Origin of the sequence: Maribellus sp. YY47 (assembly GCF_023111095.1) — a bacterium.
In the GTDB taxonomy this organism is placed as follows: domain Bacteria; phylum Bacteroidota; class Bacteroidia; order Bacteroidales; family Prolixibacteraceae; genus Draconibacterium.
The window spans coordinates 55,838-69,466 of the sequence record NZ_JALGYW010000017.1 but is presented as its reverse complement, the minus strand read 5'-3'; the positions used below and the strand labels follow the sequence as shown (position 1 = coordinate 69,466).

Below are 13,629 nucleotides of genomic sequence, written 5' to 3'. Positions count from 1 at the left end.
CGGGCAGTCTCAATCAGAATTCAGCAATGCTTATTTTGCTGCTGTCACCACAATTTCGTTTTTGCCAGTGGTTTTCTGATTATTGACAGTGAACACAATACGCGTGATACTGCTCCAGTATCTTTTCAAACCGCTGTCGGTTATTTCGTTGAATTCGATTTTTGGACTAAGCACTTTCGGGTTGTAAGCCATGTTCATTGTAAATCCGTCTCCTTCAAGTTTTAACTTCCCTGGACCCACTTCAGTAACTTTACAACAGGTTACAAAGTTCAGGGTAGAAGGCTCCACCACATTTTTTAAATCATAACTATCGTTGATCAAAAAGCGCTTTCTACGCTCCAATGTGTAAGAGCGAATCCATTTATTTACCTGTGCACTCTCAGGATAAGCTTTCGAAATATCAGTGGAGAATACTGCTTTTTTTGTGTCGGCTTTAAAGGCTGAGTTGGTTGCTACAAAGTTGCGGCCTTCTTTTTGATCAACTCCGTTGATTTTGGGCAGGTTGTGATATTGCGACTGCATGGTCCAAATTTCGTAGCGGTGGCTACTGAAAGTCTTTGCGGTGTAGGTTTCGCGACCGATATCCACCAGACAGGGTTTGCCATTGTAATACAAAACACATGTTCCCAAATCGTTGTGGTTGTGGCTTTCGTTATTATGCCCGCCTTTGGCAGCAAAGAAAAAACCGTTGGAAGATCCTTGCTGATCACGCGCACCGGCAACCTGTAAATCGGGCAACCAAAAATCACTTATGAGTGGTTCTTCTGCTTTTGCATTGGCAATTTCCTTTAAAAACATCAGCTGCATTATCTGCTCGTCGACTTTACCACCCGGAGCTCTAGTTCCCCAATCCTGCTTTTTTGCCAAAAATGCACCAAAACCCTGCATAATGGGATCGCCGATATCTTTTCCATAGCTGTAAATGATTTGCGCACGACCACCGGTTGTAGCATCAGCATCAGCAAAGTTTGTAAAATAAGGATAGCTGATGTAAGCTTTATAAACGTAGCTTCCCATGTTTTGAATCAGGGAATTATCAAATACGTCAAATTTACCATTTGTCGCTCTTTTCAATAAATCGAGGCACTGATACAAAGAAGCCCCTGCCCTGCCCCAATAAGAAGGACCTTCATCGCAGCCTCCATCTGCCGGATAATCGTTTGTAAAAGCATCCAGTGAACGCACTACCTTTTCAACACCTTTTATCTTTTTTGCCTGATCGTCTTCCATGATTAAAATAGCAGTGAGCATATTATGATTTGTCCATGGATTCCAGTTATTTACAGATCGGCTACCATCCAGACCCTGCCACCAGAAATCATTGCGTTCGTAATAGGGAATCACCGCTTTTTTCATAATCTCATTTTTCAACCTTTTGGCAATCAGCGGGTGAATTTTGTTGAACTCGTCTTTGAACAAGAGCCATGTCCACGAAAGGATATTGGTAATTTCGCCAACGCCCAGGTCGATAACCGGTTCATCGACATCGGGTAGCCCGGTTGGTGCTTTCTGAGCGGTCAGGTGTGCCGACCAGCCCCACCAGGTCTGCTCACTGTAGTACCAAACACCGTTCACAATCTGATCGGTAAAACGACCTTTCCCTTCAGCCAGTTCTCCCATTACCAGCGCAAGCAGTGCCTTTTGCGGCGCTGAATATGCCCCCTGACGGCGGTCGCCCGAGCGAATGATTTCCAGGTAATCAGTGGCTTTTACCACCGGCCAGTTGTAATCCAACGCTTCCTCGGCATCTGATATATACTCGTTCCGGATTTCAGCCGGAAGATTGTTCCAGAAACTGCGATCTTTATACGTTGGAAAATTTAACTCCGAAAAGTTTTTCACCAGCGAAGCTGCCAGATCGATCTTAGTCGCTTCCTTTTGAAGCAAATCGCGCTTTTCTGTAGCAAAACCATGCAGCGAAAAGCTGATGAGTACCATAAACACAACGAGGTTTCTCATGATTAATTAATTTTAGTTGGTTTAACAAAATCGTCCTTCATTTCATAAGGGAGCTTCCAGATATTCCCCTCAAAATCGCCAAAGTAAAGTTCCGACTTACTGAATTCATGCGAATTTCCGTCGGCCCAGAAAAAACAGAACGGCGCTTTAAAATTCACAGGCCGTCTTACATACGAATGGCTTAAAGGACTATCGTGCGTTAAGGTTTTTACTTTCTGCCAGGTGGTCCCATTGTCGGTTGAGCTCCAAACAGCCAGTTCGCCGCCTACACCCCATTTCTGCGGACCGGGTTCTGTCGGACCGACAATTTTCCATTCCTTCTTATCGATGTACAAACTGCCCATATCGTAGTTGTGATCCGATTCGGTAACCACTGAAGTCTTCCACCCTTTACCGTCCCATCGCGTGATACACCATTCGTATGGAGCACTTACCGGGCCGGGTTCATGTCCATTACTTCGAATATAGAGGCAAACCGGACTCCCGCTTTTATCGAAACCCATATCTTTCATGTACACATTTTTCCCTTTCGAAGCATAGTCGATCACCCGGGCCGCATTTTCAACCTTCAACAAGGGCAATTCCAGTTTTTCCCCGCTAACATTTGTCCAGGTTTTCCCAAAATCTTCAGTTTGTAAGTAGTACAAATCGGTTCGTTTGTCAACATTGCCCTCTGGATGCCGGTTAAAAAAGGTGCCCAGTTTCTTATCCTTAAAAACAGAGCTTGTTTGGTAGTGGCCCGATTTTTCACCTTCGTGAACCGGGATAGCTGCCAGCAATTTGTCGTCGGTCCAATGGATGCCATCGGTACTGGTTTCGTAAAATAACTGCCGCACTCCCATGTACTTAGTGAAGAAATGGAAGTACCCAAACTTCGTATTCCAAGGTTGCGGATAAGTCATTTCTTCTTCGGTTATTTGTTCGAAACTGTCAATGCTTAGTGGTTTGGTGCTTTTGAATTTAAAACCCATCCGGGCCCGGCCCCTTCCACTAACAAATACCCAAATGTATCCCGAGTCATCGATCATAAGTGAGGGATTATCGTGAGGGTCGTTCACTCCCTGCTTATCGTAAACCACGGTCGGTTTTGAAACCATCCCTGTTTTATGGTTGAATTCGCCGATCATGCAAAGCAAATGGCGTTCGTCTTCGTTGGTAGTTCCACCGTACACAAAAAAGGTTTTATCGGCCTTTTTTGAATAAATCGACAGCGGAGTGTGTTTGGCAGTGTAGGTTCCGAGGGCGCCCGAATATTTATCCCCATATTCGTATTTCTGACTGAGTTCGAACCAAATGGCTCGGTAACCGTCGGCTTTTTTGTTTGACAACGACTGAGCCTTGCCCGGAAAAAACAGTACGGTTAGAAGTAAACATATAATTAAACGTTGCATTGCTTATATCTTTTTTAAATGGATTTTCACTGTTTTCCCTGCGAATTCATTTAAAGGAAGAACTACTTTTATATTGGTTTTCCCTTCCTGCAGCACAATGTTCGCCCCCTTGTAACTGCCACTTATCTCCAAATTTATTTCACTCAGTTTTTGGGTAGGATCTGAAACCGAAAGTGCTACTTCTTCGCCTTCTTTTTTTATCATCAGCAAACAAGGTTGATCCACTTTTATCCCATCCAACAGATTTGTACTCCCGGGTTCATAAAAAACCACACCGGACAGCTTCCTGTCAGCGGAAACAACTTCCTGTTTCATTGTTGTATTGGTGATTTGGAAAGGCAGGTTCTTTTCCATTTCCTCCAGCACCTTCTGCGTTGCATTTGGCACCAGGATGTAAGCATACGACTCGTTCACCGGATTTATTCCGTGATTGAACCACAAGCTGAAAATATCAGCCGAGATAAGTTCTTTCGAAAGCAATTTGGTGACATCCGTCCATCTTCCTTCAACTTTTTTGGTCTCAAGTGTTAAGTGCCCCCCAGCCGGAAAAACATAGCCAATACTGTCGTGTAAAATCCACAGCGGATCAACCAAATTTTCAAATTGTCCTGCATCTTTTTTACCTTCTGCGGTTTTCACCAAGACTTTACCGTTCAAATACGATTGATTTACAGAAGTAGTGAGCGGTAAACCTTGCGAAGAATGAACACCGGCACCTAAACATACAATCTGATTGTTGAAAATAAACCAGGATTTTTTTGCATCCACTCCCAAACGGTTGTAATCGAGAACAGCGATACCGTCACTGCCATCGGAAACACCTCCTACAAAATCACTGGGGATCCGATATCCACTGGCGGTTAATTCAGGTAAAGGCTCATCGTCCTGAAGTGTTGTGGTACCCGGAATCTTCTTCCAGTTCCAATAGGGAAATATGTTCTTGTATTCTTTTCCTGACTGATACAGATAAGTTGCTCCATCTCCGAGGTAATAGCCTTGAATATTTTCAGAGTTACACGATTCCGCACCAATAACCCGGTTCGAACTCATTTTTACCGAAAAATAATATTCAGGTGTTCTTCTTATCTGAATATCAGAACGCCAGAAATGTTTATTTCCTGAAAGGTTACGATAATCCAGTGCCTTTTTATAGTCTTCAGCATACGCTGCATCCAGTGTTATCATTCCTTCAAAATCACGTTTCAGACTTGCGGCTTTTACTTCCGGCTGATCGGGTCCAATTTGTCTTCCACAGGCACTTATATCCATTTCATCTTTCCAAATCACCCACTGCTGTCCTTGCAGTAAATAATTCCTCAGAATCTCCACTTTACTCTCATCGAACTTATAGGGTGTACCTCTTAAAATGGAAATCCATTTCATCATATCCCCCACATACGAAAGCCCGTAATTCCCAAACTGGAGTTGCGGTCCGTGCTGGTGATACGACCAGTCGGGCTGCACGCCTTCGTTGGTACTTAAAACCAATTCTTCATGAATTGACGCACTGGCTTTTTTTATCAATTCAATATCGCGAGTTAACAAAGACCGAAGCAATACATTACCCGATTGCCACACCTTATTCTGACCGGTTCGCCCGATATCGCAACGATTTAAGATGGGCATCGCCTTTTGAAGTTGTTCCTCCGTCAGTTCCGGTTCCATTAAAATCAGAGTTGGAGTTAATACCATCGGTGTTCCGATCACCGGATGCCACCAGTTTGGGCTCTGATAATCGTTGTTTAACCAATGATTCAGCATTGCATGTATTTTTTTTGACACTTCCGGGTCCTGGTAATATTTCGTCTCCGGATTCTGGTACGCACGGGCAATCAACAACATCCGACTCAGGTGAAACCGGGGCGACCAAAAACCACGCGTTTTACTCGGATAGTCAATATCCGGCCAGGTTCCGTCTGCACGCACTTCCTTTAATTGTTGTTCCACCTCATCCAAATCCACTTTATCTCCCAGAAGATTGTTAACAACATTTCGGTGAAGTTGCTGAAGTTCTTCAGGGTAGTTGCTTGTATACTCAAGTAATTTGGGTGACTTATTTTGTGTGCAGGAAAATCCTAATGCAATAAAAACTAACAGTATTAAATTTCGGAATCTCATCTGATAACGGTTTTATTGGTTCAATTTCATTTTCTATTATACCGGTAAGCCCCGGCCTAAACCGGGGATATATACGATTACAACTTACCGGCTATTTTGGTAAACTCAAACTTCACCTTATTACTATTTGAATACGGGATCTCCATCTCCCAGTTTTTATCGTTTTGGGTCACTTTTACTTTTACCGATGTTGAACTTTTCTCTACAATTTTAGCGCTTACTTTTGGTGCTTCTTTCTCGGAGGGCAGTAACAACCAGACAAAACACTGATCATCCTGTATATTTGTTGAACACACGAAAGCTTTGTTCGGACAGAACTTATTATATTCCTCACTATACCACCCCTGTATTTCAGGCTTTTCCTGCCCTTCCACAACTTTCACCTTCCAATCTGTGTTGCCAACCGGAATAACTTGCAGGTTTCCTCTTTCATTTTCTGTTGATATTACACCTTGCTTATCATTTTCAACTTTACAGTCGGGGTGAAAATGCCACAATGTCTCAATCTCCATCGGGTTACTGGTTTCGATATGATCCACTACAACCCAGAATTCATTTCTCACATACATCATCACCCGGTTGTGTTTTACACCTTCCAGGCCTTTATATTTTCCGAATTCACCCCAGGCATAGTCGTAATCCTGCGTTATTACCCAATGATCTTTTGAGAGCGCTTCTTCAGTAACGCTCACTCCGGGCATTTGACCTATGCCATCCATAAGAACCGAATTATGTCCTTGAGTACCTTGTGCGTATCTCCTGAATTTATCCGCCACTTCGCCGGTATAAGCAAAACGCCCGGCATCGACCAGCAAATCGCGGCCAAAGGCTGAGACTGAAATATGTAACATATCATTGTGCTGGTGCCCGCTTCCCCAGGGGCCTACATCAAAAAAAGACCATTGAGCATCTTTGTCAAAACCGCTGCGGGAGATCAAATGCCCTGCCCACGGGAAAAAATAGGAAGGGCCCACTTCCGGCTTTGAGCCCGACTTACCGTTGGTTGCCATATACTCCCATTCGGCGTTGTTATATTTTTCAGCCCCTTTTAAAACCAAAGGAACATTACTGCCAAGATCTCCGTCGTTGTTTAAAACCCGATTGCCGTCGGGACGCATAATAAGAGCCGCGTAACGGTACATGTTTTCAATGGTTTCATTAAAAAAGTCAGGCAGTTTATAATCTGCCCGGTCGCATATTTCCTTGAACAGATCGAAATTTTGTAAGGCCACGTTGTGATAATGCGAAGTAAGCTCCGTTTGCACGCCATCGGGATAAACCTGTCCTTTCATACTTTCGCTAATGGTATTCGCGGCATATTTCAGCCACTCTGCTGATTTTTTATATTCAGGAAAGTTGGTTTCCGCGGTAGCCAGTGCTGAAATTTCCATGGTCAACCAGTTGTTTTGGGCATGAAAATTACGGTTGTAATGCGCATGATCGGGGATACTGCATAGCATCAACAAACGGGTAGCGTCAGAAAAAGCCTCATTATTCAGTGTCCCGTAAAAAATCCGTGACCAAACCTTTACACGGGCGGCTACTTCAAGCCCACGCCATACTGATGTGCCACTTTTTGCAGCAGGGTAAGGCATGCTTTTAATAATGAAGTCGCGTAAAAACAGGTCGATATAATCGAGATATTTGGGATTTCCGGTTTCGAAATACACATCAAAAACATAACTGATCTGGCTGTGACGGTTCGAAAGCCATGCCCATTCCCTGTCGTTGTTCGGCCCTTTATAATACCAGTCGCGATGACCGTCGACACCGTACGGAACCTTTCCTCGCACGTTCTGAATAACAAATACATTGGTTAAAATCGTATCTGCCAAAGCATCAGTTCCTGAAGATAAATCAGGTTCCTCCCTTCGAAGAAACTGTATTTTATCTCCGTTCTTATAATACTCGAGAAGTTCTGTACATGCCTTCTCGATCTCTTCATTCTGCCAGGCTTCCTTCACTTTTTCCAACCCCGGATAGTCCAGATTCAGGTTATCAAAGATGTACTTCATTTTATCAGGAAAAGCCGAGCACACTTCTTCCACAGAGCGTATTCGCGGCCAATCCTTAGAGAGGGAAACTCTTGATACCAGTAGAAAGAACAGACAAAAGATGATGAATTTATGGGTCATGGTAAATTGGTTTAAGTTATCAGGCTGCCTATTAGAGCAAGTTGAATGTTTTGTCAGGTCTTTCTCCCAACAGATTTTATTTTTTCAGAGACAGTCTGAAAAGAGAGAATCCGGTCATCGCGACCGATTATCCGCCTCCCCCTTTCAAACTGTCTTTTATATCATGAAAAAAAACATCGGTTACTCCTTCTCCAGATCGCGTTTTCTTTTCAGCGCTTCCAGAAAATAATAATCGGTATAGTTCAATGGCACATCCACTTCAGAGTTGTGAGGAATGCTACCTACCGAGTGTTCCAAAATGAAATTACCATTTTCACCTAAATTGGCCCGGTATTCAGAGCTAGCCAGGCTCTCCACAATTTTATCAGCCCACCCCTTGTAATACTCACTTTTATTGTAGGTTGACATCTCGTACAGAGCCGAAGCCAGAATCGAAGCCGATGCTGCATCACGTTTTTCGTTCGGGATGTTTGGCGCATTGTAATCCCAGTACGGAACACCATCGGCAGGCATATTCGGATGATTAGCCAAAAACTCAAATGCTTTTTCTGCCTGGTCCAAATATTTTCGGTCGCCGGTTTCGCGGTAGCAAAGCGTATATCCGTAAACTCCCCACGACTGTCCACGTGCCCACGAGCTTTCGTCAGCATACCCCTGTGCCGTATTTTTGTGGCGGATTTCCCCGGTTTCAGGATCGTAATCCACAACATGCCAGGTACTGTAATCGGCGCGATAATGGTTTTTTATGGTGTTATCGGCGTGTGTTACAGCGATATTATAAAACGTAGAGTCGCCCGATAATTTGGTTGCTTCAAACAGCAGTTCCAGATTCATCATGTTGTCGATGATCACGGGGCAAATCCAATCCTTCGATTTATTGGCGTTCCACGATTGGATAATGCCGGCACCTGGTCTGAAACGGGTTGAAAGCGATTTGGCAGCATTGATAATGACACTTTTATAAGCCTCATTTCCGGTTAACCGAAGCGCATTTCCGTAGCTGCAATAGATCATAAACCCCACATCGTGGTTATCGGTATAATACTGAATGGTATCCAATGCTTCGGTATATTTTATGGCCAACGGTTTCCATTTTTCATCGGCTGTCATCTCATAAATGTACCACAAACTACCCGGGAAGAAACCCGAAGTCCATTCCTGTGGCGGAATGTATTTCATTTTCCCGTTGATGATACTTTTCGGGTTCAGAATTTTGTCCGATTTTTCAATCTCAGCTATCTGTAAACCATATTGTGCGGCGGCAAATTCTACGTTCTCTCCCACAAAATCGGGGGCTGCTTTGCCAGACTTATTCTTACACGACTGCGAAAAAATGCCTGCTGCGATCAAGGCAATAAAAATGAATGTTCTTTTCATCTGTATAAATTTATTGTTGTTGTTTTGATTCAATAATTTATTTCTCTTACCATTTCACCTCTGCTCCCATGACCGATGGGATTAGAACCGATACTCCCTTCCCAACCGGCTCTGCCTCTATTTTCTGCGATAACCCATTTATAACCAAAATGACTTCTTCTATCGTTGAATTTTCAAGAATAAGCTTCACGGGACGAGTGCAACTAACTAGATATGAAGCATTTTCTATTCTACGAATCTCTGCAGAAAGATCGTCGCTTTCAGCAGTCAGCGCCATCGGGCCGTATCCAATTTCTTTTCCTTTCCCCAAATAGAGATGTTCGGGCTGATCATTTTTTAGCGAAATAACGCCAAAATAACCCTGAAACAGAATGTTATTTCCGTCAATTTTCGAGTCACAATCGTTTCCCTGTAAGATGATCTGTTCCGAGTCATTTCTGTTATAAACTTTCAGCACAGTATTTTCGTTACTGCACAATTCCTCTATTTTTTCGACCTCCCTTACGGTTTGGGTCCCGTTCCCTTCAAAAGGTTCGAAAACAGCAATAAAAGGCTCATTCCAAGCTTGCCCTCGCGCACGAATGGTAAAAACAGGTTGTGGAAGATTTTTATATTGATGCCCTGACGTTTTAACCTTGGGCGACAACGCGGTGAAGTAGGTTAGGTCCTTTGCCCCCGGAACAAGGACCTGCATATATTTATCGGGATGTTCATTTTCTTTGACAGTAAACAATGCTGTAATATTTCCGGCATAATCTTCCAGCTTCCTGACATCCGTAAAAAAGCGGAATCCCGGATAGTCTTTTTCAGTCAACGGATAAGTTGTTGAAACCGTTTTCAAAACATCGCTGTTTTTGTCGGTTAACACGAGACCTTCCCCCATGTTGTGGTAGACATAATCGTTGCTCACTTCATTGTCGGAGCGGAAAATATCGACATAATAACCCGAAGAAGAGGAAGTCCGCACGACAGCCAAAGTTCTCAATTGATTAGTGTTGGTGGATTTGTCGAAATAACGCGTATCAGTAAACGAATAGTCCGGCGACACTGCATCACTGTCGGGCATAGGTTCCATAGCTTCCATTTCAATCTGCCCGATTTGTTTTGTGCCCGCCGAACCGCTGAAGGGAACCGAACTGGAAGCACCGGCTGCCACTACAGTGTTATGTGCAGCCCACTGGCTGTAATAATTGCGGTGTATCGGATGTTCATAATTGGGTCCTGTCCCGGCGTCAATTCCCATTACTTCGCCCAACCCATACAATTCCATAGCCATCCCGTTGCAATGGTTGTGGTTGTATGTAGCTCCCTGCACTCCAACCATCAGTCCCTTTTTTGGATCTGTTCCGTTACGTTGCAGAAAATAGCGAGCGAAATCGAGTGTTCCGGTTCTGGGCCATTCAAACGATGAGGTTGTTTCGGGTATTTCAGGAAGAAAACAAAGTAATCCAAGGAATCCTGATTCATCGCGCCGGTATTTATCACCATCGATTAGCTTTTTCATCGAAGCCAGCATTTCGGGCAATTCGGGCTGTTTGTATTTGACTGCACCAATAAGCCCGATTTCAAGTGATTCGGCGCTTTGCGAAGCTCGCCCTGTATCACCAAAAGCGGAAACTGTTAGGTTTGGAAACGAATATTTTAACATCGCATAAGAAGCCCTAAAAAGTGCCGGAAACTGAAGAAAAACATCAAATCCGTTGTTTTCAAGGGACAGAGCCGAAATCAACAGATTCCCCACCGGGTAGTTGTGATACCCACCCGGTTCTTTCCAGTGTCCGTCGTGAGTAAGCCATTTTTCTACCGTTGATGGTAACGCCAGTTGCCCGCAACTACCGTTGATGGTATCTTTTTCAAGAAAAAATTGAAGATAATAATCCCGTTTTTGCTGATTATCAAGGCTAAGTGCCGCAAAAACCATTGTCGAGCTTTCGGCAGCATACCAGTTGTTATTCCAGTAACCACGAAATGCCAGAGTTGAAGCAATTTTCTCAAATACCGTATCATAATAACTTAAATCATAATCTTTCTGCCGCATAAACGGCTTAATGAAATCGTATGCAAGAATCAACGGACGTGAAACCGCATCACCGAGAGTCTGCATATCGAGAAAGCCTGTGCGGCATGGTCCTACAATAGGTTCCTGATAATAAGCTCCTTTAACCCATTGGTCAAGAATGTCTGCAGCAAAAGTGGCAAACTTTTCTTCGCCTGTAAGCCAGTAAATTATGGCTGCATCCTGTGCCAGTTTGTTAATGTCACCGTTTATAGATGTGATATAAGCCTGCGGATCAACCCACTCCTTCTTCTCCGTTTCCGGATTAAACAAGTACATCAAACGGCAAGTATCATTTGGAACAAGCTCTTCGATGGTGGGTTTGCGGTACGAAGTACCCTTTTCCGTTATCGGCGTACGCAAATAAGTATTCACCCTTACTGTGGGAACCGGGGCATCTCCCTCCCATTTAATCAACTCCTTCCCCGAGTTATCCGAATAAACCGTCGTGTAACGTTTACCGGGAACACGATTCATCAGGTAACGGCTTAATATCCATTCCTTATCGGTTTGATGGCGATCAGCATAGGACTCCACATTGTTCCGCATTTTGTCGAAAATGGTTTTTGCCCAGGCTTGTCTCTCGATTTTTTCCAATACAGCCTGTCTATTCTCAGGTTTAACCAGAATGTGTGGATTACCTTGTTGCGCCGTAAGCTGAAGGAGTGGAAACAACAGAAAAATCAGCAGAACAATTTTATTCCTATTCATCACCATTTATTTAATGTGTTGTCTGAAGGCACAGCCACGTCGGCATATTTTTCAGGAACCAGCAAAACTTCAAAACTCTCCGAAGTGTTTGCCGGAATATCACATTCAAAGCCCACCATAACCGTTCCCGGATTTTGGGCGTCGTAGTCATTGGTAGGAGCAGTGCTCCATGTTTTCATAGTCAGGTTCTCCAGCCCTTCCACCTTCAGATACAATTTTTTATCACCGATGGTAAGTGTAGCCGACTTTTCACCCAGTTCAACACCCGCGAAAGTGAAGATTGCCCACTTTATCTTAACAGCATTTTCGGGTGTCTCAATCTCATCGCGAACCACCACGTATTTTTCGTCTATGATAGCAACGCCACGAACTGCTTTTTTCAACAAATCTTTATAAACCGATGAAATATCGGAAACAGCAAACCTGAAATTTTCAGTATCCGAGAATTTATCAATTTTTGCATAACCCGATACTTTCTGCAACTCATCGTTTACGGTTAAAACGTTGTGCGAATGATTGTTCATCCGGTAAATGGTCCAGCGCTGAGCATCCTGAGTTCGTCCAAAAATGGACATTCCTTTTGACTCCAGCGATTCGTAATTTTGCATTCCGGGATCGGAAGCCCAACGCACACCTTCGGCCTCCATCACAAAAGACCCTACATCCATATGCCCATGGTTTACGCTTGGTGAACCTGCTTTAAATCCTAGAAAAACAGCATTTTCATCGGACCACGATGTACGCATCATAGCAACAGGATTCGTTCCCTGTCCCATCCAGCTTTTTTCTGATGGCTCGGAGATTTGATCCAGCGGGATGTTTTTCCCCCAGATCATGATAGCCGGAAGAAGGCGATCGCCGGTGAGTTTGGAAAAATCACTGTTCTGAAGGAATTTGTTTTCCGACCACAACAGCGAAGGATTGTCCGATTTTTCAGCAAACCACAACATAGCGGGATTCAGGTTTCCTCTAAGTCCGCAATCGCTGTAGTTAAAACATTTTCCTGAAGGTGCCAGAACATGTTCAAGGTATTTGGATGTCTTCAGGAAACCGGGCGTAGAGGTCAATCCTTCATCCGATCCTAGAACTTTCCCCACGGCGCTTAAAAACATCACGTTGAAGGAACTTCCGTATCCCCAGTAGCCATATCCCTCAGGATAAACGCCATCAGGCTGGTATTCTGCCATCGATAATTTAATGGTTTCAAAAGCACGATCGATAATTTTTGTTGAAAGCTCCGGATAATCTTCCTGCACAGCAAGCGCTCCGTAAGTCATACCGGCATTACAAACCTGATTCCAGTTATTCGAAGAAGTTAAAAACCAATTGTAATCACTGTCTAATGAAGGATACAATCCTTTCGAAACAATGGCATCGCTGATTTTTTTGCGGGATTCTTCCGACAGCTTGTCATAAAGCCAGTCGTAGCCAATCGCCATCCCCATGGTCATTTCGGCCACATCAAGAAAATGCGAGGGATTCCAATCACTAAATTCTGCCACAGCCAGCAACTCTGATTCAGCACGAATAAAGTAAACTTCTTTACCCGTCATACGATAGGCATAAGACAGGTAAAATACCCTACGAAGACATTCCCTTGATTTATCTAGCAACCTTCGGCCAATTAAAACTCTTTCCACCGGCGATTTTGCCAGAATTTTGCTGCATTCAGTTAAAATGGCCTGATGCATTTTTGCCCAGGTAGGATCGGCATTTATCAAATCTTTAATTTGCTGTTCCTCTCCTTTTAAAAGCAAAATACGGGGATGATCAATGCTCCTGGCTTCCTCCTGATTATTTTCACCGTCGGCCTTATCGCAGCCAAAAGATGAAAACAAAATAAAAAACATGAATCCGACTATCAAATAACACTTATTCATTG

At 43.7% G+C, this 13,629-nt stretch carries 7 protein-coding genes; all 7 read right to left on the bottom strand.

What is annotated here, in order from left to right; all coding sequences use genetic code 11:
- Positions 1-30: 30 nt before the first annotated feature.
- The 7 genes from MR764_RS14610 to MR764_RS14580 all read right to left on the bottom strand — a co-directional run bounded on the left by MR764_RS14610 (position 31) and on the right by MR764_RS14580 (position 13,627).
- Positions 31-1,959 (bottom strand): heparinase II/III family protein, encoded by a 1,929-nt coding sequence (locus tag MR764_RS14610; protein ID WP_247980178.1) that lies wholly within the window; start codon positions 1,957-1,959, stop codon positions 31-33.
- Positions 1,960-1,961: 2 nt separating this feature from the next.
- Positions 1,962-3,350, bottom strand: coding sequence for a BNR-4 repeat-containing protein (locus tag MR764_RS14605; protein ID WP_247980177.1), 1,389 nt, complete (start codon positions 3,348-3,350; stop codon positions 1,962-1,964).
- A 3-nt stretch (positions 3,351-3,353) separates the two neighbouring features.
- Positions 3,354-5,468, bottom strand: coding sequence for a polysaccharide lyase 8 family protein (locus tag MR764_RS14600; protein WP_247980176.1), 2,115 nt, complete (start codon positions 5,466-5,468; stop codon positions 3,354-3,356).
- Positions 5,469-5,545: 77 nt separating this feature from the next.
- Positions 5,546-7,483: an alginate lyase family protein gene (locus tag MR764_RS14595; RefSeq protein ID WP_247980175.1), complete on the bottom strand. Its 1,938-nt coding sequence runs from the start codon at positions 7,481-7,483 to the stop codon at positions 5,546-5,548.
- Positions 7,484-7,783: 300 nt separating this feature from the next.
- Entirely contained in the window at positions 7,784-8,980 is a 1,197-nt protein-coding gene (locus tag MR764_RS14590) for a glycoside hydrolase family 88 protein (protein ID WP_247980174.1), read from the bottom strand.
- Positions 8,981-9,026: 46 nt separating this feature from the next.
- Positions 9,027-11,747 (bottom strand): heparinase II/III family protein, encoded by a 2,721-nt coding sequence (locus MR764_RS14585; protein WP_247980173.1) that lies wholly within the window; start codon positions 11,745-11,747, stop codon positions 9,027-9,029.
- Positions 11,747-13,627: a heparinase II/III family protein gene (locus MR764_RS14580; protein ID WP_247980172.1), complete on the bottom strand. Its 1,881-nt coding sequence runs from the start codon at positions 13,625-13,627 to the stop codon at positions 11,747-11,749. Before MR764_RS14580 ends, MR764_RS14585 begins: the two co-directional genes overlap by 1 nt.
- Between the last annotated feature and the right edge of the window lie 2 nt (positions 13,628-13,629).

Excerpts from the sequence above, each read along its gene's own strand:
- MR764_RS14605 (WP_247980177.1), bottom strand. The coding sequence starts at position 3,350 with ATGCAACGTTTAATTATATGTTTACTTCTAACCGTACTGTTTTTTCCG.
- MR764_RS14580 (WP_247980172.1), bottom strand. The coding sequence starts at position 13,627 with ATGAATAAGTGTTATTTGATAGTCGGATTCATGTTTTTTATTTTGTTT.
- MR764_RS14585 (WP_247980173.1), bottom strand. The coding sequence starts at position 11,747 with ATGAATAGGAATAAAATTGTTCTGCTGATTTTTCTGTTGTTTCCACTC.
- MR764_RS14595 (WP_247980175.1), bottom strand. The coding sequence starts at position 7,483 with ATGAAGTACATCTTTGATAACCTGAATCTGGACTATCCGGGGTTGGAA.
- MR764_RS14600 (WP_247980176.1), bottom strand. The coding sequence starts at position 5,468 with ATGAGATTCCGAAATTTAATACTGTTAGTTTTTATTGCATTAGGATTT.
- MR764_RS14590 (WP_247980174.1), bottom strand. The coding sequence starts at position 8,980 with ATGAAAAGAACATTCATTTTTATTGCCTTGATCGCAGCAGGCATTTTT.
- MR764_RS14610 (WP_247980178.1), bottom strand. The coding sequence starts at position 1,959 with ATGAGAAACCTCGTTGTGTTTATGGTACTCATCAGCTTTTCGCTGCAT.